This is a genomic window from Acinetobacter sp. YH01011 (genome assembly GCF_013420785.1).
GTDB classification, from domain to species: Bacteria; Pseudomonadota; Gammaproteobacteria; order Pseudomonadales; family Moraxellaceae; genus Acinetobacter; species Acinetobacter towneri.
Genome location: NZ_VOYG01000003.1, coordinates 189,424 through 209,566 on the forward strand (window position 1 = coordinate 189,424; position 20,143 = coordinate 209,566).

The following is a 20,143-nucleotide window of genomic DNA, read 5'->3' on the forward strand; positions in this document are numbered from 1 at the left end:
CCTTAATTACTTCTTAGCGGCTTCAATAAGTTCGATGAAATGATCGAACAAGAGTGCGCAGTCATGTGGACCTGAACTTGCTTCTGGGTGACCTTGGAAGCTAAATGCAGGCTTGTCTGTACGATGAATACCTTGGTTTGTGCCATCGAACAATGAACGATGCGTTGAACATACATTGCTTGGTAAGGTGCTTTCATCTACCGCGAAGCCGTGGTTCTGAGAAGTAATCATCACTGTACCAGTTTCTAAGTTCTGTACAGGATGGTTTGCGCCGTGGTGACCGTGTGGCATTTTCATTGTTTTTGCACCTGATGCAAGTGCAAGAATTTGGTGACCTAAACAGATACCAAATACAGGAGTATTCGTGGTTTCTACAATTGTTTTTACAGCTTCAATTGCGTAGTCACATGCAGCAGGATCGCCAGGGCCATTTGACAAGAAAATGCCATCTGGGTTTAACGCAAGGACTTTTTCAGCAGGGGTTTGTGCAGGAACAACGGTTAATTTGCAACCGCGGTCTGCGAGCATACGCAGGATGTTGGTTTTGACACCGTAATCGTATGCAACCACATGATATTTAAGTTCAGGTTGAGTAAAGCCTTTGCCAAGTTCCCATGAACCTTCAGTCCATTCAAAACCTTCAGGGTCGCAGCATACTTTTGCAAGATCTAAGCCGTTTAAGCCGCCAAATGCACGTGCTTTTGCAATTGCTTCTTCTTCAGTGATATTTTCACCAGCAAGAATACAACCGTTTTGCGCACCTTTGGAACGTAAAATACGGGTCAATTTACGGGTATCAATATCGGCAATTGCAACAACATTGTGTTGTTGTAAGTATTCGCCTAAAGATTGAGTAGAACGGAAGTTACTGTGTAATAAAGGCAAATCACGGATAATTAAACCGTTTGCCCATACTTTATGAATTCGACCTGACTCAACATCTTCATCATTGCAACCAGTGTTCCCAATATGTGGGTAAGTTAAAGTCACAAGTTGTTGTGCATAACTCGGGTCGGTCAAAATTTCTTGATAGCCAGTCATGGCAGTGTTAAAAACGACTTCACCAGTCGTGCTTCCCGTTGCACCGATAGACGTACCTTTAAAGATTGTACCGTCGGCGAGGGCTAAAATGGCGGGGGTGCTCAAACCAAAGCTCCTGAACTAAAACCACAAAAATAGGGCTGTAAAAAAGCGAGTAGACGAAAAAAAAGGAAGGTCAATATTTAAACCTACCCTCCTATGTCTGCTCGCTTGAACTTAACATTGCATTATACGCATGAGCTCGCCAAAAGTCCATTGTGAATCTAACGAATATGTAAGATAAAAGACTTGCTTTTTTTGCTAGGTTTATGTTTTAGCGTGTAGTCCAAATGTAAGCAATCTACGATTGTTAGACAATCCAAAACCCATTTGAGTCTAAATTGCCTTATGCTTAATTTATAAACAACAACGACCTTGGGTAAAAGCGAATGACTGAACAAGATAAATCAGCCACTGAACCACAAAACAGTGCAATCAAAGCAGTAAGTGAAGGCGCTGAAAAGCTTGAAAAAGTAACGCATGATGCCAAAGAGCAGGTGCTTGATGTGGTTGCAGAAACGCAAGAAAAACTTCAAGCCGAAGCAAAACAACTCAATGCCAGCGTGCAAGAGCAATTGGGTCAGTTAAAGCAAGATGTGTTGCAAAAAATTGAAGCTTTAAAAGCACAATTTGGCAGTTCACCTAAAGATTTGGGCGAATTAAAAGACTTTGTAAAAACTGAATTTAGCGCAATTATTGAAGATCTTTCTAAACTTGGTAAAGAGTTGAAAGAAGATGTCAGCAGCATTTCAGTAAAACACAAAGATCAATTGGCTGAAACTTTTAAGCGTTCTAAAGAGCACACACTAGAAGCGTGGAAAAAAGTAAATCCATCAAAAACTGAAACTAATGATGAAACTGATCAAGCATAATCCAGTTTAATCTGTTGCTGATTCAGCCATAAAAAAAAGTGAGGTCATGCGCCTCACTTTTTTATTTAAATTTCTTGCTCAAACCAAAAACTAGTTGTTTCAATCTAAACTACTATTAATCACAGTTAGAACTGATGTAGCCAATCGCGCTTATTGTGAAAATCGGCGGCAGGGCTGCTGTGTTGCATGGCATAAAACTGCTCGCCCTGACTGGTTTTTAATACAGCTGTGAGCCCAATAAACAAATCTGTCCATTTCAGTTTATGTTTCAGTATAAATTCGGTTAAATCCAAACTGACATTTAAACCGTAATGCGTACGTTTTAGCTGATTCAACTCAATATCATAAGCGGCCACAGGTGGCATTTGCTCAGGATAACGATATTCTTCAAAGGCATAGGCTTGCCAAGCTTGAGAAGGGGAGAGATTGATTTCACGATAAAAATCTTCGCCCTGAACGCCAATGAAAATTTCAAAGCAGGTCTGTTTCCACAAAAAGTCCTGACGTGGATGTGAAGCTACCAATGCAGGCCATTCGACCCATTGATTCGGATCACGCAGCCAATAACCTACATTTAAGCTAAACGGACTTTGTTGTTCAATTGCACCGACCAAAGAAATCGCTTGAAACTGACGATCAAAGGCGCTGAGTTCGTAACTTGCCATATAAGCTTAGTTAGACAAATGAGCGTGACGAACTAAATTTGACAACTTGGCATTTTGTTTTGCTGCTTTTTTATAAAGTAAAGCAATTTTACCAATTGTTTGTACCACTTCAGAACCTGTTGCTGCAGCAATTTCAGTAATTACAGCTGCACGTACTTCACGGTCTTCACCACCAATTTTAACTTTAATCAATTCGTGATCGTTTAAAGCACGGTTGGTTTCTTCAATTACATTTTCAGTCAAACCTTGACCGCCAACCATCACTACAGGGTTAAGTGCATGACCAATTTGACGTAAACGCTTGCGTTCCTGAATAGAGAGAGCCGCCATAAAGATAACCTAATTTTAAAAACGGCTTAGTATAACAAAAGCCAATTTGAAACGCTGTAAATTCTATGCAAATAATCCGCGATCTTGCAGCAGTACAAAAATATCAAAATTGAACATTTGCTTAGGTTTATCCATTAGTGATGAGTGTGGTTTTTTATGCCACAGTACAGAAATAAGCGATGGATTTAATAGAAAAAACTTGTCAGTTATTGGCATTTAGATACAGATGTCTACTGCAAGCTTGCTAATTTTCACGTACAATCGCAATTTAGATGGCTATTCGTTACTAAGAGAGTTATGGCAACACGCATTACCAACCAAAAGTTATCCAAAAGTAGTCGTGCGTGGATGAGAGAGCACCTAGATGATCCCTTTGTGAAAAGAGCGCAAAAAGAAGGGTATCGTGCACGTGCTGCATACAAACTACTTGAGATTCAAGAAAAATATAAACTGATCAAACCTGGCATGACGGTGGTGGACTTGGGAGCAGCACCAGGCAGTTGGTCGCAAATCGCAGGGAAACTTGTCGGCGACAAAGGTTTGGTGATCGCTTCCGATATTTTGGAAATGGACGCATTACCAGATGTGACCTTTTTACAAGGTGACTTCCGCGAAGAAGAAGTGTTCGAAAAATTGTTAAATATTTTAAACGGACGCACGGTAGACGTTGTAATTTCCGATATGGCCCCCAATACATCAGGTAATAAAGCTGTAGATCAACCGCGTCAAATTTACTTATGCGAGTTGGCGCTCGATTTTGCCAACCGTGTATTGGGACCCAATGGCCAGTTTGTGGTCAAAGTGTTCCAAGGTTCGGGGTTTGACGAATTTCGTAAACAGGTCGTGGACAGTTTTGATGTTCTAAAGACAGCAAAACCCGCTGCTTCACGGGCGCGTTCCAAAGAAGTATTCCTTATTGGACAAGGACGTAAAAAAGCGTCTAAATAAAGTTTACTTGCCAAGCCGTTAAAAATTGTGCATTTTGTACGTTTTTAATGAATTGTCTAGCTGATCTTCAGCTTTTTGAATGAAAGGTCACCCAGTAACGGGCATGATCAAATTAGATTGATATGGGAATAAAGCTTTGAGCGATCTCTTCAAGAATGCCGTATTGTGGCTGATTATACTTGGTGTGCTGATTCTAATTTTCAGCAACATCAATAACAGTGAAAAGCCAACTGCAATGAACTATTCAGAGTTCGTTACAGCGGTGAATGCTGGTCAAATTAAGCAAGTCACAATTGATGGCGAAAGAATTAGTGGCGAAAAAGTCAACGGCTCGTCCTTTGAAAGCATTCGTCCAGCAGTTCAAGATCCTGAACTGATGCCGAATCTGATTAAAAACAACGTTGTTGTTGAAGGTACTGCACCTCAACGTCAAGGTTTGTTAATGCAACTATTGATCGCAAGTTTCCCTGTACTTTTAATCATTTTGTTATTCATGTTCTTTATGCGCAACATGGGTGGCGGTGCAGGTGGTAAAAACGGCCCGATGAGCTTTGGTAAATCTAAAGCCAAAATGTTGTCTGAAGACCAAATTAAAGTCACATTTGCCGATGTAGCAGGTTGTGACGAAGCAAAACAAGAAGTGGTTGAAATTGTAGATTTCTTAAAAGACCCTGCTAAATTCAAGCGTTTAGGTGCAACTATTCCTAAAGGTGTGTTGATGGTAGGTCCACCGGGTACAGGTAAAACCTTATTGGCCAAAGCCATTGCAGGCGAAGCCAAAGTTCCATTCTTCAGCATTTCTGGTTCTGACTTCGTTGAAATGTTCGTGGGTGTAGGTGCTTCTCGTGTTCGTGATATGTTTGAGCAAGCTAAACGCCATGCACCATGTATCATCTTTATTGATGAGATTGATGCGGTAGGTCGTCACCGTGGTTCAGGTACAGGTGGTGGTCACGATGAACGTGAGCAAACACTTAACCAAATGCTTGTTGAAATGGATGGTTTTGAAGGCAATGAAGGCATTATTGTTATCGCTGCGACAAACCGTGCCGATGTACTGGATAAAGCTTTATTGCGTCCAGGTCGTTTTGACCGTCAAGTAATGGTTGGCTTGCCAGACATTAAAGGTCGTGAGCAAATTCTGAATGTTCACTTGAAAAAACTGCCTTCAGTTACAGGTGTAGATGTCAAAGTCTTGGCACGTGGTACACCAGGCTTCTCTGGTGCGCAATTGGCGAACCTTGTGAATGAAGCTGCATTGTTTGCTGCCCGTCGTAATAAAAATACGGTGGATATGCACGACTTTGAAGATGCTAAAGATAAGTTGTATATGGGCCCTGAACGTAAGTCGATGGTGCTGCGTGAAGAAGAACGTCGTGCAACGGCTTATCATGAAGCAGGTCATGCGATTGTTGCTGAAATGCTGCCGGGTACAGACCCTGTGCATAAAGTAACGATTATGCCGCGTGGCTGGGCATTGGGTGTGACATGGCAATTGCCTGAACATGACCAAACTAGCCATTATAAAGACAAAATGCTGAACGACTTGTCTATCTTGTTTGGTGGTCGTATTGCAGAAGAAGTCTTTATTAATCAAATGTCGACAGGTGCATCGAATGACTTTGAGCGTGCGACTAAATTAGCACGTGCGATGGTGACCAAATACGGTATGTCTGACAAGTTAGGCGTAATGGTCTATGAAGATGATACACAACAATCATTCATGGGTAGTTTAGGCAGCCGTACCATTTCTGAAGCCACCCAGCAACAAGTGGATGCTGAAGTTCGTCGTATTATTGATGAGCAATATAAAGTTGCCCGCGATATTTTGGAAAATAACCAAGACATTGCCCACGCAATGGTAAAAGCATTGTTGGAATGGGAAACCATTGATCGTGACCAAATCCGTGACATTATGGAAGGTCGTGAGCCACAGCCACCGAAGGTGTATATTGCAGACAATCCTGTGATTGATGTAACACCAACCGATGGTCCAAGCACACCGCCACCATTACCAGCGAGCTAATCAGTTCACATAATGTTAAAAAGAGTCTTTGTATAAAGGCTCTTTTTTTATTCGTGTGGTTTATGCGCCGTTGCAACAGGAATATTGGTAATGTTGAAGCGCACTGAAAAGAATTCCACATCTTTAAAATTAGCCTTGTTAAAATAAGCTTTTCAAATTGAAAGGAAGACCAGCATGCAGCTAATGCCATTACCCAAACGTGTATTGCAATGTGGACGTTTGCGTTTAGATTTATCTCAGCCGCATGTGATGGGAATTCTAAATGTGACACCAGACTCGTTTAGTGATGGTGGGCGACATAATGAAAAAGATGCTGCTGTGGCGCGTGCTTTGGAAATGATAGCCGAAGGTGCAACCGTGATTGATATTGGCGGTGAGTCTACACGTCCGGGGGCAAGTCCTGTGAGTGTAGAAGAAGAAATTCGTCGTGTGGTTCCTGTGGCGGAAGCCTTATCTGCTTATGATGTGGTACTTTCGATTGATACGTCACAGCCCGAAGTGATTCGTGCTGCCGTAGCTGCGGGGGCGCATATCTGGAATGATGTACGTGCGCTGACCCGTCCAAATGCGTTGCAAACAGCTGCTGAGTTAAATATCCCCGTGATTATTATGCACATGCGTGGTGAACCGACCACCATGAACAATTTAGATCAATATGATGATGTCACTGCAGATGTGATTGCAGAATTGCAGCAACGTGTCGCTGATGCTTTGGCGGTAGGGGTCAAGCCTGAAAATATCATGATTGATCCAGGTTTTGGTTTTGCGAAAAATGCACAACAGAATCTGAAATTGTTAAATGAGTTGCATCAACTTAATGGTATGGGGTATCCAATTTTATCGGCATTGTCCCGTAAACGCTTTATTGGTGAAGCTTTGGGTGGGGCAGAGCCAACACAGCGTGCAGTTGGTTCTGTAGCGGCACATTTACTCAGTATTCAGCAAGGTGCTTGTATGGTGCGTGCGCATGATGTGAAAGCCATGTCTGACGCCATTAAAGTCTGGCAAGCAATGCAGTTGGCAAATTAATCGCAGTATGCAAATTGGGGCGAAGCTAGAATTAAAGCCTTGCTTATGCTATATAGGCACGCTTGAATCTCTGTATTTTTGAGTGCCTGTATGTTTGCAGATTTACTTCTCCCGATGTTTGATGATGAGTTTTATCCTGATATTTTAGTTGCTGAGTTAAAACAACTGATTCAACAGTTTGCAAAACACGTGTCTAAATCCAATTTATCTGAAACCGATATTTATCATTTTGCAGATCAGACCGTGCAAGCCATTAATAAAATGAAACCACAATTTGAAGATCTGGATTCAGATTTGGACGATACCGCAGCAGATTATATTGCTGAGGCGATGATGATGGTGCTGCAAGATCAAGGCTATTTCGAGATTGAAATGGAAGAGTTGATTGCAACGAGAGAGTGGTGATAGGTCACTCTCTTTCAGCTTTAATTTATGGGTGATTCAATAAATCATCTAAAACATCATCCAAATGGCAACTTTGCTGTGTATGTAGTTCTGCAATTTCCCGAACATTCAACGTATATAGCCCATTATGTTCATTCGGCTGTGCAATTAAATTGACCCAAAACTTTGTATTTTGTTGCAGCAAAGTTTTGAGTTGCTTTTCTTCTTCAGGATTTTGGAAATTTAATAAATATAAATTGTTGCCTAAGCTGCAACGACGTAATTGTAATTCTTGATTTTTATATTGCAATGTTCCTGCAAAAACATCATAAAATTCTGCATCAGTTTCAATTGGGTTTACGGATTCGGTTGCTGACTCAAGGCTGGGATTTTGTGCATGGCTTGCAAAACTGAGCAAGCAGCATAAACAGATCACCCATTTGAAAGAGAAGATAAAGCGTTGTAGAGACATTTCAAATCATCGGCACATAAATGTTATTGTTTTCAATATTATATTTTTTAGGCATAAAAAAACCAGCTTAATGCTGGAGTTCTTTATTTGCACCATTTGAATGATTTGATTCATTAGAATGGTGCCCGAGGCCAGACTCGAACTGGCACGCTTTGAGGGCGGGGGATTTTAAATCCCCTGTGTCTACCGATTTCACCACTCGGGCATGTGCGCAATAATAGAGGACGAAATAAAACTTGGCAAGTAAATTTATTTACAATTGCTTTCTTTTCAATCAATTCAACTTATTAGCTTGAAAAAAGTTCGGTTTGAAGCATATTTCTGCTGTTTGTCATCAATATTTCATGAATTTGAGATCAAAGCGAAATCATAAATTTCTATGTTGAGCGCTCAAGAAAAATAAAAGGAATATTCATGAACATTCGCTTAACTCGCCGAGAGCTGATTCAAAAAAGTTTGGCTGGTTTTGGGGCGTTGTCATTGCCAGTCGCATTAACTGCATGTGGTGATGACAATGAAAATACAGCAGAAAATGCATTAAAGGTGCAGTTTTTGCATGGTGTCGCCAGTGGTGATCCGCTGCATGATCGTATTATTTTATGGACACGTGTAACGCCAAGTGACATGGCAGCATGCATTGAAGTGGTTTGGGAAATTGCCAGCGATGAGGCGTTTAAGCAATTGGTAAATACTGGCAAAGTACAAACCAGCGCAGCGCAAGATTTTACTGTTAAAGTGGACGCAGATCGTTTACAGGCAGGGACTAAATATTATTACCGTTTCCGCTTTGGTAATACGGTTTCTGCTATAGGACAGACCAAAACCTTGCCACAACGCAGCGATCAAGTGAAATTTGCGGTCTGTTCTTGCTCGAACTATCCCGCAGGTTATTTTCATGTGTATAAAGAAATGGCACAGGAAAACAATCTGGATGTGATTATTCACTTGGGTGATTATATTTATGAATATGGACAAGGTGGCTACGCGACTGACGATGCAAAACAGTTAGGACGTACCTTTGCTGCAGACAATGATAAAGAAATTATCAAGTTAGATGATTATCGTAAACGTTATGCTTTATATCGTACCGATGCTGATTTGCAGACTGCTCACCAACGCCATCCATTTATTGTCATTTGGGATGACCATGAACTCAGTAATGATACTTGGGAAGCGGGTGCAGATAATCATCAAGAAGGTGAAGGCAGCTTTATAGAACGTAAAATTGCGGCATTACAGGCTTATTTCGAGTGGATGCCAATTCGTCCAGTTGCAGAAAATGATCATTTGAATATTTATCGCCAGTTTGATTTTGGTGGTTTGGTGAATCTGATGATGCTGGATACGCGTATTTTGGCGCGTCATAAGCAATTAGATTATGCTAACTATATGACGGCAGAAGGTATTGATGCTGCTAAATTTCAGGCAGATTTATTTAGTGATCAACGCACATTGATGGGTGGAGTTCAACGAGAATGGTTGCAAAAGCAGTTGGGGCAGTCTAGGGCTACTTGGAATGTTTTGGCTCAACAAGTGTTGATGGCGAAAATACTGATTCCACAAGAACTGTTATTGCCTTTAGCGAAAATCACCAATGGTGATCAGCAACCTGAAACACTTGCACAAATGAAGCAGAAAATTACAGAATTGGTCACGCTGAAATTGCGTTTAAAAGCGAATGATCCAACTTTGACAGCAGTAGATAAGGCACGTTTGTATGCGGTTGCACCTTATAACCTCGATGCTTGGGATGGTTATGCCTACGAGCGAGAAGTTGTGTATGGGACATTGCAGCAACTTGGGAAAAAAGCAGTGGTGTTGGCAGGTGATACTCACAATGCTTGGGCTGCAACCTTGCATACACATGAAACAAATCATGAGGTTGGGTTGGAATTCGCGACCAGCTCGGTATCATCGCCCGGAATTGAGTATTACTTAAATGTGCCTGCAGACGAAATGGCAGCGTTGGAATATGCCTTTCAAGAACTGATTGATGAACTGGATTATTGCAACTTAAATCAACGTGGTTATTTAACGGTGACTTTTGATCGTGCGCAAGTGGTTGCAGATTGGAAGTTTATAGATACGGTTAAGGCACGTGAATACAAACTCGATGATACGCGTGGTCATCAACAGAAGTATGGTGTAGACTTAAAACCAATCATTGATGTCGCTAAAACTACTTAAAATTGGTGTGATATTTACAGAAAACCGAGTCTAAGTTGCTCGGTTTTTTTTGATGATTAAGCGGAGGTTTTTAATCGAGTTTATCTTGAATATAACTGTCTAAATCTATGTATTTAATGCTTTTACATAAATTGTGTTCAACCTGCATCAGTTGTTGGTGTAACTGAATTGCATGTTGATATTGCTGATTCAATTGGGCAAAACGAGGGCTATTTTTATTGGAAAAATACATCCGATATTGAATTTTAGCAGCTTGACGATATGACCAATACGCAGCACGGCGAAATTGCGTTAAGCAATATTTTTGTTCAAGGCTTATGTGGTCACGGAACATATTCTCTTTATAGAAACGTACAAAACCAAAACTGATGCAGAAAAAGAATAAAATCCCTTGCAGAATTTCACTCTGAAAATAGGCGAAATTTACCGCTTGTAGCAGAATCAATACTGCTATTTTTATGGTGGCATGTTGCTGTAGTTGATACCACGATGCCGAACTGTGTTTAATTTGATACAACACATAAGGTAGAAGCAGCATAAAACCTAACATGATGGCTAAAATCGCCAATGCCTTGGCTTGAAAGGCATCGTACTGCGGTGCAAAGTTTTGAATCCCGTGCGCCAGACTGATTGAAATAGGAATAAAAATCAGGCAGGCCAAGACCCATGGAATCATTTCTTTCCAATCATCCAGCATGCCTTTGCTTTGAATAAAACCATAAAACAAAATATTTCTTTTAAATGCAGCAGGGTATTGTTGTTGCAATTGCTGCAAATCAAGAAGCGCTTGTTTAGGGTTCATAGAGGCATCATTGAATATTGAATAAAGAGGGGAAAACCTAAAATTTAGGCATAAAAAAACCAGCTTAATGCTGGGTTCTTTATTTGCACCATTTTAATCTATTTTAAAATGGTGCCCGAGGCCAGACTCGAACTGGCACGCTTTGAGGGCGGGGGATTTTAAATCCCCTGTGTCTACCGATTTCACCACTCGGGCATAGTTTTACAAGATTGGAGGCGGAGGTCGGAATCGAACCGGCGTCCACGGAGTTGCAGTCCGCTGCATGACCACTCTGCCACCCCGCCGCGTCTTGTGATGCGTATATTAGCAAGCTCTGAAAAAAAAACAATACTATTAAATGAGCAGATGCACATTAATTCGACATATAGAATAAAATAGTCTAAATAATCATGTATTATTTGCAAAATTGATTCATATCAACATTTGGAGATGTGCCGTGGCATTAATTTTAGACGGTCGTGCATTGGCAAAACAAATTGAAGCTGATCTGTTAACACGTGTAGAAGCGTTAAAAGCAAAATCAGGTCGTACCCCAATTCTAGCGACTATTTTGGTCGGTGATGACGGTGCATCTGCAACTTATGTACGCATGAAGGGCAATGCTTGCCGTCGTGTGGGCATGGATTCTTTAAAAGTAGAATTGCCAACAGAAACCACCACAGAACAATTATTGGCAGAAATTGAAAAATTGAATGCCAATCCTGATGTGCATGGTATTTTGTTGCAACACCCAGTTCCTGCGCAAATTGATGAGCGTGCTTGTTTTGATGCGATTTCACTTGCAAAAGACGTAGATGGTGTGACCTGTTTAGGTTATGGTCGTATGGCAATGGGCGAAGCTGCATATGGTTCTGCAACACCTGCAGGCATTATGACCATTCTTAAAGAAAAAAACATTGAAATTGCAGGCAAACATGCCGTTGTTGTGGGGCGTTCGGCAATTTTAGGTAAACCAATGGCTGCGATGCTTCTTGAAGCCAATGCAACAGTAACCATTTGCCATTCACGTACCCAAGATCTTGCAAGTTTTGTGAAACAAGCGGACATTATTGTTGGTGCGGTTGGTAAAGCTGAATTGATTCAAAAAGACTGGATCAAACCAGGCGCTGTGGTTGTTGATGCAGGCTTCCATCCACGTGATGGCGGTGGTGTTGGAGATATCCAATTGCAAGGCATTGAAGAGATTGCTTCTGCATATACGCCTGTACCAGGTGGCGTTGGCCCAATGACGATTACAACTTTGATTCGTCAAACGGTTGAAGCGGCTGAGAAAGCGTTAGGTTGATGAAGACCTCTCCCTAACCCTCTCTTGCGCTTCAATTTAAAAGCAGTGCTTTAAATTTTGCTCAGGAGAGGGGAAATTCATTGTGAAAATAATGGATGCTCCTTCTCTTGCGCCGTATACGGCTCAGGGAGAAGGCTGGGATGAGGGCTTAAAAATTCTCTCCCTAACTCTCCTAAAAAAGAGTGGGGAATTCATTGTAAAAATAATGAATGCCCCCTCTCCTTTAAAAAAGCAGAGGGAACTTTTTAAATTAGAACGAATAAAAATCCAATGAGCTGTACCTTTCAATTTCCTAAAGCCCCTGAACATCTTTTAGATGCTTTACATGATGTAATTCCAAATTGTGAATTACTGGCACAGCAATTGCCTGAAACGCCTATTTCACTTTGGCTTATTCCACCAGTATTTCCTACCGACAAGCTAGATGATGAAGTGATTCGTCGTATTTGGAATGATACGCCGTACTGGATTTTCTGTTGGGCTTCAGGACTTGCAATGGCGCAATGGTTATTGGCAGAACCGCAGCAAGTAAAAAATAAAGTCGTTTTAGACTTTGGTGCAGGTTCGGGCGTGGTGGCGATTGCTGCAAAAATGGCAGGTGCCAAACGGGTAATTTGTTGTGATATTGACCCCATTAGCCTTGCAGCCTGTCGAGCCAATGCTGAATTGAATGATGTGGTGCTTGAATATTTAGATGATCTATACAAAGCAGAACAAGTGGATGTATTGTTGGCTGCCGATGTACTTTATGATCAATGCAATCGCTTTTTTTTAGATGAGTTCTTAAAGTTCGCCCCAGAAGTTTGGGTGGCAGACAGCCGAGTGAAAAACTTTAGTCATCCACAATATATAAAAATAGATGAACGCAGCGCGACCACATGGCCAGATTTGGATGAAGCCAAAGAGTTCCGTAATGTGAGTTTTTATAAGACGCGATAACTCATCACGTCTTATAGGAAGCCAGTTTTGTGGCGCGAATTAATTGCAGCTATAACGCACAATGCGCAGTGTGCTTGGGCGAGCATCTAAGGCCTGACGTGTAGCATAGTTTTCACTGCTATGTAGCTCAGGTGTGTTCGATAAGCCAATAGAGGTGCGGCTTTGCCCAAGTTGGCGACCATACGGGTCTTGTTGGTTGGCTGCAGGATTCACCACTTCATTAATACTTAAAATCCGCAATTGATAAGTTTTATGCGCACCAAGTTCTTTTTGGCAGGCACGCTGTAATTTACTTTCATCGCGCTGTTGGTTTTGACGTCCTGCAAGAGTGTAGGCTAATACTGCGTTGCGATCAGTTTTGCTTTCGACTTTATAGCCAATAAAACTATTCTCGTTTTGCTCAGGCAAACTTTGACAAGCGGATAAACCTAACCCAAGTCCCGTCATAGCCAAAATAATCATTGTATTCTTCATGGTTTTATTCATGATCATGTCTCATGTTTTGATGTCATTTCATTCTTGTTTTAAGTATGCCATAGCTGAGTGGACAAAGCATGGCTTTGTTGGTGATGTGGTAGGCTGTCTATATTGGGGGTGATAAGTGTGTTTTGATGATGTCATGTTTTTACCTTGAATCTTCGTATTATTTAGTATTTACACATCAGCGGGGGATGTTGAAGCTGGAATGTTGATGTTTTTAGCAACTAAAATATTAGGGCAATAAAAAAGGTCACCGAAGTGACCTTTTCTTAGCAATCAGCGTTGAATTACGCAGATTTAACCGCTTCAAGTAAAGCAGCTTGACGTGCTTTCAATGCAGCAGGTAGGCGCTCACCAAGTTTGTTGAATAACTCAGTGTGGCTTTCTAACTCTTTGATCCATTGTTCTTTGTCTTGCGCTGTTACAGTTTCAAATTGCTCTTTAGAGAAATCTAAACCAGTCCAGTTCAATTGCTCATACGTTGGAACAAAACCAATTGGAGTTTCAACAGCTTCTGCACGACCTTCGCAACGATCAATGATCCACTCAAGTACACGCATGTTTTGACCAAAACCAGGCCATACGAAGTTGCCTTCTGCATCACGACGGAACCAGTTTACGTTGTAGATACCTGGTAATTTGTTGCCTGCAGCTTTTGCTTTTTCGCCAACTTTCTCACCCATTTCTAACCAGTGAGAGAAGTAGTCTGCCATGTTGTAACCAGCAAATGGAAGCATTGCAAATGGGTCGCGGCGTACAATACCTTGTTGACCAACGGCTGCTGCAGTAGTTTCAGAACCCATAGTTGCAGCTTTATATACGCCATCTACCCAGTCAAATGCTTCTGAAATTAGAGGCACTGTGTCTGCACGACGACCACCGAAGATGAACGCTGAAATTGGAACACCTGCTGGATTTTCCCAGTCAGCATCAATAGAAGGACATTGACCCGCTGCAACAGTGAAGCGCGCATTTGGATGAGCTGCTTTTTCTGCGCCAGTATGTGGTTGACCTTTCCAGTTGGTTAAGTTTGCAGGAACTTCTTTAGATAGACCTTCCCACCATACTTCGCCGTTGTCAGTCACAGCAACGTTGGTATAAATCACGTCTTTGTGCAGAGTTGCCATACAGTTCGGGTTAGTCTTGGTGTTTGTACCAGGAGCAACACCGAAGAAACCAGCTTCAGGGTTAATTGCATATAAGCGACCATCTTCACCTGGTTTGATCCAAGCAATATCGTCACCTACAGTTTCAATTTTCCAGCCTTCATAACCTGCAGGTGGAATTAACATCGCAAAGTTGGTTTTACCACATGCAGAAGGGAATGCTGCTGCGATGTAGTGTTTTTCGCCTTGTGGATTGGTCACGCCTAAAATAAGCATGTGTTCTGCTAACCAGCCTTGTTCACGGCCCATTGCAGAAGCAATACGAAGCGCTAAGCATTTTTTACCCAATAATGCGTTACCGCCGTAACCAGAACCATACGACCAGATTTCACGAGTTTCTGGATAATGTACGATGTATTTTTCTTTGTTACATGGCCAAGCAACGTCTTTCTCGCCTTCAGCCAATGGTGCGCCCACAGTGTGTACGCAAGGAACAAATTCGCCATCTGTGCCCAATACGTCATAAACAGCTTTACCCATACGAGCCATTTTAGACATGCTGACAGCAACATAAGGAGAGTCAGTTAATTCAATACCGATGTGAGCAATGTGGCTACCTAATGGGCCCATAGAGAATGGAACCACATACATGGTACGACCAGCCATTGAACCGTCGAATAAACCGTTTAATTTAGCGCGCATTTCAGCTGGCGCTTCCCAGTTGTTCGTCGCACCAGCATCTTCTTTGTTTTCAGAGCAGATGTAAGTACGGTCTTCAACACGAGCAACGTCAGAAGGATCTGAATTTGCAAGGTACGAACCAGGGTGTTTTTCTTGGTTTAATGCTTGCATGGTGCCGTTAGCGATCATCAAGTCGATTAGACGTTGATATTCTTCTGCGCTACCGTCACACCATTCAATTTTTGCTGGTTTCGTTAACTTTGCAATTTCTTCAACCCATGCAATAAGCTTAGGGTGACGAACGAATTCTGGTGCGTTCACTTGGGTCATGGTGAGGCCTATCTTAAATGTGTACAAATCGTGTACAAAGTACAATCTGAACGATGGGGTACATGGTTCAGATGAAATATGAAAAAAAAGTGGCTGTATTAAAGCACAAAAACATAAAAAAAATAAGACATAGGCTTGATTTAGCTTTATGTGAAAAATACCCATATAAATAATGAATAACATATATGAAACATGGGCTTACAACTTTTTTGTGTTCCATTTATCATTATTTAAAAAAATTATGGGCATTATTTATTTTAATTATTTTTAATTAAAACATGTACTTATATCTTAAATTTTATAAAGAATGATTATTGATTTAATGAATGGTCGTCATTCGATTTTTACATAAAGCTGCTTTTCATTCTGCATCAATTGGTCGAAATTAGAGCAAAAGCTTTAAAATGATTGAAGAAAATGTCGACAACATTACAGCCTTTATCTCTTATTTATAATCAAAAATCAGGATTTCATGCCACACAGCAAGAAGGTGTATATGAAGAACTGTTGCATGTTTTGTCACAGCATGGTTTTGAAATCCAATTGTTTGAAATGGGTGAAATCGCCAATTTTGATCAACTGATGCAACAGGTGTTAGCACGGCATCAAGCAGCGCAGTTAAGCGGTGTTGTGGTTGCAGCGGGTGGAGATGGTACTTTAAATGCGGTTGCTGCAAAGTTAAAAGGGACATCTATCCCCATGGGTATTTTGCCTTTGGGCACGTTTAATTATGTGGCGCGCTTACTGAATATTCCACTGGATTTAATTGAAGCCGCACAGGTCATTGCCACAGGCACGACGCGAGCTGTGCATGTGGCACAAATCAATCAACATATTTATTTAAACAATGCCAGTTTGGGTTTGTATCCTTTATTCATTCAAAAGCGCGAGCATTATAACCAATATTTAGGACGTTTACCTTTGCATGCCTATACTTCAGGTTTGGATGTGCTGATTCGTGACCGTAAAGAGTTAAAATTAAAAATTGCAATCGATGGCACACTTTATCCCTTAAAAACCCCGTTGATTTTCTTTGGCAATAATCAATTGCAATTATCTGAAATGAATTTACGTATTGCGCAAGCGGCAGAACAGGGCAAAGTTGCGGGTGTCGTGGTTGCCAAAAGCGATAAGCTGACTTTATTTAAAATTTTATGGCAAATGATTCAGGGCAAACTAGATCAAGCCAGTGATGTTTATAGTTTTGCTGCAGATCAGGTGGTAATTCACAGTACACAGACGCAGCTGACCGTGGCGATAGATGGGGAAATTGTCAAAATGCGTCCGCCATTACATATTTCGGTGCAGAAGAATGCACTCAACATTAAGGTGCCGCATGCTGCTGCATCTGTCTGATTTGCACTTTGGCACTGAAAATGTGGCTTGTATGCAGGCAGTACAACAACTGTGTGCAAGTATGCGACCGGAAGCGGTTGTGGTCAGTGGTGATTTAACCCAACGTGCACGCTATGCACAGTTTTATGCTTGTAAGCATTTTTTAGACAGTTTAGATGTGCCGTATTTGGTAGTACCAGGTAATCACGATATTCCGCTGTATCATCTCTGGAAAAGGTTTTTGAGTCCATTCGCCCGTTATCAGTTGTTTTTTGGGCGCATGGAAAGTGTGTTGGAAACGCAACATTTTTATCTGATAGGCGTAAATAGTATTCGACGCCGTTTTCATACTCGCGGGCATATTTCTTTAAGTCAAATTCAGGAAGTTGAAGCTTTGCTACAAGTTGCGCCAAGTAATAAGTTTAAAATTTTGGTGGCGCATCAACCATTTTATACACCACCAGATGATCGCCACAGCATTAAAGATTGCCCAGTGTTGGGGCGAATTGCCTTAGAGCAGTGGAGTAAAAATGGTTTATATGCCTTGCTGCATGGGCATTTACATCAACCCGCAGTATATGACTTAAATCAAATTTATGCCTTAGGCGCAGCGCATCCTGTGCTGGATATTCATGCAGGTACTGCAATTTCATATCGTTTGCATCAAGGTATGCCGAATAGCTTAAATGTATTGTGTAACAATGGTGATGTGCAGCATTACATTTTTGATGCTGAAAAAAAGCAATTTGTGTTGTGGCAACAAAATGCAGAATAAAACACCGACCTAGCCAATTTGTCTAAAAAAACAACAAAAACTGAAATATTTTTATCTTTCCCCCTTGAAGCGTTTATTTCCATCCCCACAACAGTGTCATCTAAAATTTATTTTGATGATGACCAAAGGAATAATTAAGTCGTCATCAGGAATCTATACATTGACTTAGTCTAATGGAGTTATTTATGAGCAACATTCGTCCATTACATGACCGCGTAGTTATTCGTCGTGTTGAAGAAGAAACAAAAACAGCTGGCGGTATCTTGCTTCCAGGTTCTGCTGCAGAAAAACCAGCCCAAGGTGAAGTGATTGCAGTAGGTAATGGTCAAATTACAGACAATGGCGTACGCGCTTTAGACGTAAAAGTGGGTGACAAAGTCTTGTTTGGTACTTATGCAGGCACCACAGTTAAAGTAGACGGTGAAGAACTTCTAATTATGAAAGAGTCTGATATTTTAGCGGTACTTGAAGGCTAATTTCAGAACTCATATTCAAAGCAAATTTGAACATTATTTAAAAATATTTGGAGTTAGACATGTCAGCTAAAGACGTAAAATTTGGTGATTCAGCTCGCACAAAAATGATTGCAGGTGTAAACATCCTTGCAGATGCAGTTAAAGTAACTTTAGGCCCTAAAGGTCGTAACGTAGTGATTGACCGTTCTTTCGGTGCGCCGCACATCACTAAAGATGGTGTATCTGTTGCGAAAGAAATCACCTTGAAAGACAAGTTTGAGAACATGGGTGCTCAGCTTGTACGTGAAGTGTCTAGCAAAACCAATGATATCGCAGGTGACGGTACGACCACTGCAACAGTACTTGCACAAGCCATTTTAAATGAAGGCATCAAATCTGTAACTGCGGGCATGAACCCAATGGATTTGAAACGTGGTATCGACCTTGCTGTTAAGGCAGTCGTTGCAGACATTAAAGCAACGGCTAAACCAGCATCTGATACTAAAGCGATTGAGCAAGTGGGTTCGATCTCTGCAAACTCTGATGAAACAGTAGGTAAACTCATTGCACAAGCAATGGAACGCGTTGGTAAAGAAGGCGTAATCACTGTTGAAGAAGGTTCAGGCTTTGAAGACGCGCTTGACGTTGTAGAAGGTATGCAGTTTGACCGCGGTTATATCTCGCCATACTTTGCGAACAAACAAGATACTTTGACTGCAGAACTTGAAAATCCGTTCATTCTTCTAGTTGATAAAAAAATCAGCAACATTCGTGAACTGATTGCTGTCCTAGAAGCGGTTGCAAAAACAGGTAAGCCATTATTGATTATCGCTGAAGATGTAGAAGGCGAAGCGCTGGCAACGCTTGTTGTGAACAACATGCGTGGCATCATCAAAGTATGTGCGGTGAAAGCGCCTGGTTTTGGTGATCGTCGTAAAGCAATGCTTCAAGATATTGCAATCTTGACAGGCGGTACGGTTATTTCTGAAGAAATTGGTATGTCTTTGGAGCAAACATCACTAGAGCATTTGGGTAGCGCGCACAAAGTTACAGTCTCTAAAGAAAACACCGTGATTGTGGATGGTGCTGGTGATGCAAATCAGATTTCTGAGCGTGTTCAGCAAATCCGTGCGCAAATCGAAGAATCTACTTCAGAATACGACAAAGAAAAACTTCAAGAACGCGTTGCTAAATTAGCAGGCGGTGTTGCAGTCATCAAAATTGGTGCTGCAACTGAAGTTGAAATGAAAGAGAAGAAAGACCGTGTGGATGATGCGCTTCACGCAACTCGCGCTGCGGTTGAAGAAGGTGTTGTTGCAGGTGGTGGTGTTGCACTGGTGCGTGCTGCATCTGCACTTGATGGTCTGACTGGTGCTAACGATGACCAAAACGTAGGTATCAACATTCTTCGTCGTGCAATCGAAGCTCCGCTTCGTCAAATCGTAGCCAATGCTGGTGATGAGCCATCTGTAGTAATCAATGCTGTGAAGAACGGTGAAGGTAACTATGGTTATAACGCTGCGACTGGTGAATATGGCGACATGTTGGAAATGGGTATTCTTGACCCTGCAAAAGTAACTCGTTCTGCACTTGAGCATGCAGCGTCTGTTGCTGGCCTGATGTTAACAACAGAATGTATGATTACTGAAATTCCAGAAGACAAGCCAGCAATGCCAGATATGGGTGGCATGGGTGGTATGGGCGGCATGATGTAATTATCAGCGGACCCAAACTTCAAAAACCTCGTATCGTCAGATACGGGGTTTTTTTATGGCGTGGTTTTTATAATTCAGAGTTTGCACGCATGAAAAAGCAAAACTGCCTAGCCATTTTCCATTTATTTATTTATTAAATGCGTGATATGTATTTAAACTGCTTTTTTTTGTGAATAAAACCCACTATGCTACTTGGAATAATAAGAAAAACAAATGATTAAATAAGTGTAATGCAGGCTGGAGTAGG

At 41.4% G+C, this 20,143-nt stretch carries 19 protein-coding genes and 3 tRNA genes; 12 read left to right on the forward strand and 10 right to left on the reverse strand.

What is annotated here, in order from left to right; all coding sequences use genetic code 11:
- Positions 1-6 precede the first annotated feature (6 nt).
- Positions 7-1,146 (reverse strand): glutamine-hydrolyzing carbamoyl-phosphate synthase small subunit, encoded by a 1,140-nt coding sequence (gene carA / locus FTT78_RS03530; protein ID WP_154320968.1) that lies wholly within the window; start codon positions 1,144-1,146, stop codon positions 7-9.
- A 323-nt stretch (positions 1,147-1,469) separates the two neighbouring features.
- On the opposite strand from carA, the gene FTT78_RS03535 reads away from it, so the two are divergent.
- On the forward strand, positions 1,470-1,952 hold the full coding sequence (locus FTT78_RS03535; RefSeq protein ID WP_004972162.1) for a hypothetical protein: 483 nt from the start codon (positions 1,470-1,472) through the stop codon (positions 1,950-1,952).
- A gap of 125 nt (positions 1,953-2,077) precedes the next feature.
- Here the strand turns inward: FTT78_RS03535 and FTT78_RS03540 are convergent, their stop codons facing one another.
- The gene (locus tag FTT78_RS03540; RefSeq protein WP_154320967.1) at positions 2,078-2,617 is read right to left on the reverse strand and encodes a DOMON-like domain-containing protein; all 540 of its coding nucleotides are present in this window, start codon (positions 2,615-2,617) and stop codon (positions 2,078-2,080) included.
- 6 nt (positions 2,618-2,623) lie between these two features.
- Complete coding sequence (gene yhbY, locus FTT78_RS03545) at positions 2,624-2,947, reverse strand: ribosome assembly RNA-binding protein YhbY (protein ID WP_004972158.1); 324 nt, start codon at positions 2,945-2,947, stop codon at positions 2,624-2,626.
- Between the two features lie 297 nt (positions 2,948-3,244).
- Between yhbY and rlmE the strand changes: the two genes are divergently transcribed.
- The 4 genes from rlmE to FTT78_RS03565 all read left to right on the forward strand — a co-directional run bounded on the left by rlmE (position 3,245) and on the right by FTT78_RS03565 (position 7,355).
- Positions 3,245-3,895: a 23S rRNA (uridine(2552)-2'-O)-methyltransferase RlmE gene (gene rlmE, locus FTT78_RS03550; protein ID WP_004972157.1), complete on the forward strand. Its 651-nt coding sequence runs from the start codon at positions 3,245-3,247 to the stop codon at positions 3,893-3,895.
- Positions 3,896-4,031: 136 nt separating this feature from the next.
- Positions 4,032-5,921 carry an ATP-dependent zinc metalloprotease FtsH gene (ftsH, locus tag FTT78_RS03555; RefSeq protein WP_004972155.1) on the forward strand — a complete coding sequence of 630 codons (1,890 nt, stop codon included), beginning with the start codon at positions 4,032-4,034 and terminating at the stop codon, positions 5,919-5,921.
- A gap of 174 nt (positions 5,922-6,095) precedes the next feature.
- Positions 6,096-6,950, forward strand: a complete 855-nt coding sequence (gene folP / locus FTT78_RS03560) for a dihydropteroate synthase (RefSeq protein WP_218946016.1) — start codon at positions 6,096-6,098, stop codon at positions 6,948-6,950.
- A 90-nt stretch (positions 6,951-7,040) separates the two neighbouring features.
- Entirely contained in the window at positions 7,041-7,355 is a 315-nt protein-coding gene (locus FTT78_RS03565; protein ID WP_131260668.1) for a DUF5713 family protein, read from the forward strand.
- 25 nt (positions 7,356-7,380) lie between these two features.
- Here the strand turns inward: FTT78_RS03565 and FTT78_RS03570 are convergent, their stop codons facing one another.
- Both FTT78_RS03570 and FTT78_RS03575 read right to left on the reverse strand, forming a co-directional pair.
- The gene (locus FTT78_RS03570; protein WP_167845853.1) at positions 7,381-7,806 is read right to left on the reverse strand and encodes a hypothetical protein; all 426 of its coding nucleotides are present in this window, start codon (positions 7,804-7,806) and stop codon (positions 7,381-7,383) included.
- A gap of 119 nt (positions 7,807-7,925) precedes the next feature.
- A tRNA-Leu gene (locus tag FTT78_RS03575) sits at positions 7,926-8,011 on the reverse strand.
- A gap of 209 nt (positions 8,012-8,220) precedes the next feature.
- Between FTT78_RS03575 and FTT78_RS03580 the strand changes: the two genes are divergently transcribed.
- Positions 8,221-9,993, forward strand: a complete 1,773-nt coding sequence (locus tag FTT78_RS03580) for an alkaline phosphatase (protein WP_180043626.1) — start codon at positions 8,221-8,223, stop codon at positions 9,991-9,993.
- A 70-nt stretch (positions 9,994-10,063) separates the two neighbouring features.
- Here FTT78_RS03580 and FTT78_RS03585 read toward each other — a convergent pair whose 3' ends face one another.
- From FTT78_RS03585 to FTT78_RS03595, 3 genes are all read right to left on the reverse strand, one after another.
- Positions 10,064-10,795 (reverse strand): hypothetical protein, encoded by a 732-nt coding sequence (locus FTT78_RS03585; RefSeq protein ID WP_180043627.1) that lies wholly within the window; start codon positions 10,793-10,795, stop codon positions 10,064-10,066.
- Between the two features lie 109 nt (positions 10,796-10,904).
- Positions 10,905-10,990, reverse strand: a tRNA-Leu gene (locus FTT78_RS03590).
- 15 nt (positions 10,991-11,005) lie between these two features.
- Positions 11,006-11,079: transfer RNA gene (locus FTT78_RS03595), tRNA-Cys, on the reverse strand.
- A 152-nt stretch (positions 11,080-11,231) separates the two neighbouring features.
- On the opposite strand from FTT78_RS03595, the gene folD reads away from it, so the two are divergent.
- Together folD and FTT78_RS03605 are read left to right on the forward strand one after the other, a co-directional pair.
- Positions 11,232-12,080, forward strand: coding sequence for a bifunctional methylenetetrahydrofolate dehydrogenase/methenyltetrahydrofolate cyclohydrolase FolD (folD, locus tag FTT78_RS03600; protein WP_004972142.1), 849 nt, complete (start codon positions 11,232-11,234; stop codon positions 12,078-12,080).
- Between the two features lie 270 nt (positions 12,081-12,350).
- Complete coding sequence (locus tag FTT78_RS03605; protein WP_004972140.1) at positions 12,351-13,019, forward strand: methyltransferase; 669 nt, start codon at positions 12,351-12,353, stop codon at positions 13,017-13,019.
- Positions 13,020-13,058: 39 nt separating this feature from the next.
- Here the strand turns inward: FTT78_RS03605 and FTT78_RS03610 are convergent, their stop codons facing one another.
- Both FTT78_RS03610 and FTT78_RS03615 read right to left on the reverse strand, forming a co-directional pair.
- Complete coding sequence (locus FTT78_RS03610; RefSeq protein ID WP_131260784.1) at positions 13,059-13,493, reverse strand: hypothetical protein; 435 nt, start codon at positions 13,491-13,493, stop codon at positions 13,059-13,061.
- A 293-nt stretch (positions 13,494-13,786) separates the two neighbouring features.
- A complete protein-coding gene (locus FTT78_RS03615; RefSeq protein ID WP_004972137.1) occupies positions 13,787-15,616 on the reverse strand; it encodes a phosphoenolpyruvate carboxykinase (GTP) in 1,830 nt (609 codons plus the stop codon).
- A 417-nt stretch (positions 15,617-16,033) separates the two neighbouring features.
- Here FTT78_RS03615 and FTT78_RS03620 point away from each other — a divergent pair, with 417 nt between their 5' ends.
- The 4 genes from FTT78_RS03620 to groL all read left to right on the forward strand — a co-directional run bounded on the left by FTT78_RS03620 (position 16,034) and on the right by groL (position 19,896).
- Positions 16,034-16,972, forward strand: a complete 939-nt coding sequence (locus FTT78_RS03620) for a diacylglycerol kinase family protein (RefSeq protein WP_180043628.1) — start codon at positions 16,034-16,036, stop codon at positions 16,970-16,972.
- Positions 16,953-17,726, forward strand: a complete 774-nt coding sequence (locus tag FTT78_RS03625) for a metallophosphoesterase (protein ID WP_180043629.1) — start codon at positions 16,953-16,955, stop codon at positions 17,724-17,726. The genes FTT78_RS03620 and FTT78_RS03625 overlap by 20 nt, the downstream gene beginning before the upstream one ends.
- 185 nt (positions 17,727-17,911) lie before the next feature.
- Positions 17,912-18,202, forward strand: coding sequence for a co-chaperone GroES (gene groES, locus FTT78_RS03630; protein ID WP_004972131.1), 291 nt, complete (start codon positions 17,912-17,914; stop codon positions 18,200-18,202).
- A 59-nt stretch (positions 18,203-18,261) separates the two neighbouring features.
- The gene (gene groL, locus FTT78_RS03635; protein ID WP_180008937.1) at positions 18,262-19,896 is read left to right on the forward strand and encodes a chaperonin GroEL; all 1,635 of its coding nucleotides are present in this window, start codon (positions 18,262-18,264) and stop codon (positions 19,894-19,896) included.
- The last annotated feature ends 247 nt before the right edge of the window (positions 19,897-20,143 follow it).

Excerpts from the sequence above, each read along its gene's own strand:
- FTT78_RS03625 (WP_180043629.1), top strand. The coding sequence starts at position 16,953 with ATGCTGCTGCATCTGTCTGATTTGCACTTTGGCACTGAAAATGTGGCT.
- FTT78_RS03535 (WP_004972162.1), top strand. The coding sequence starts at position 1,470 with ATGACTGAACAAGATAAATCAGCCACTGAACCACAAAACAGTGCAATC.
- FTT78_RS03585 (WP_180043627.1), bottom strand. The coding sequence starts at position 10,795 with ATGAACCCTAAACAAGCGCTTCTTGATTTGCAGCAATTGCAACAACAA.
- FTT78_RS03580 (WP_180043626.1), top strand. The coding sequence starts at position 8,221 with ATGAACATTCGCTTAACTCGCCGAGAGCTGATTCAAAAAAGTTTGGCT.
- yhbY (WP_004972158.1), bottom strand. The coding sequence starts at position 2,947 with ATGGCGGCTCTCTCTATTCAGGAACGCAAGCGTTTACGTCAAATTGGT.
- groL (WP_180008937.1), top strand. The coding sequence starts at position 18,262 with ATGTCAGCTAAAGACGTAAAATTTGGTGATTCAGCTCGCACAAAAATG.
- groES (WP_004972131.1), top strand. The coding sequence starts at position 17,912 with ATGAGCAACATTCGTCCATTACATGACCGCGTAGTTATTCGTCGTGTT.
- folP (WP_218946016.1), top strand. The coding sequence starts at position 6,096 with ATGCAGCTAATGCCATTACCCAAACGTGTATTGCAATGTGGACGTTTG.
- FTT78_RS03565 (WP_131260668.1), top strand. The coding sequence starts at position 7,041 with ATGTTTGCAGATTTACTTCTCCCGATGTTTGATGATGAGTTTTATCCT.
- FTT78_RS03570 (WP_167845853.1), bottom strand. The coding sequence starts at position 7,806 with ATGTCTCTACAACGCTTTATCTTCTCTTTCAAATGGGTGATCTGTTTA.
- FTT78_RS03620 (WP_180043628.1), top strand. The coding sequence starts at position 16,034 with ATGTCGACAACATTACAGCCTTTATCTCTTATTTATAATCAAAAATCA.
- rlmE (WP_004972157.1), top strand. The coding sequence starts at position 3,245 with ATGGCAACACGCATTACCAACCAAAAGTTATCCAAAAGTAGTCGTGCG.
- FTT78_RS03615 (WP_004972137.1), bottom strand. The coding sequence starts at position 15,616 with ATGACCCAAGTGAACGCACCAGAATTCGTTCGTCACCCTAAGCTTATT.
- FTT78_RS03610 (WP_131260784.1), bottom strand. The coding sequence starts at position 13,493 with ATGAAGAATACAATGATTATTTTGGCTATGACGGGACTTGGGTTAGGT.
- FTT78_RS03540 (WP_154320967.1), bottom strand. The coding sequence starts at position 2,617 with ATGGCAAGTTACGAACTCAGCGCCTTTGATCGTCAGTTTCAAGCGATT.
- FTT78_RS03605 (WP_004972140.1), top strand. The coding sequence starts at position 12,351 with ATGAGCTGTACCTTTCAATTTCCTAAAGCCCCTGAACATCTTTTAGAT.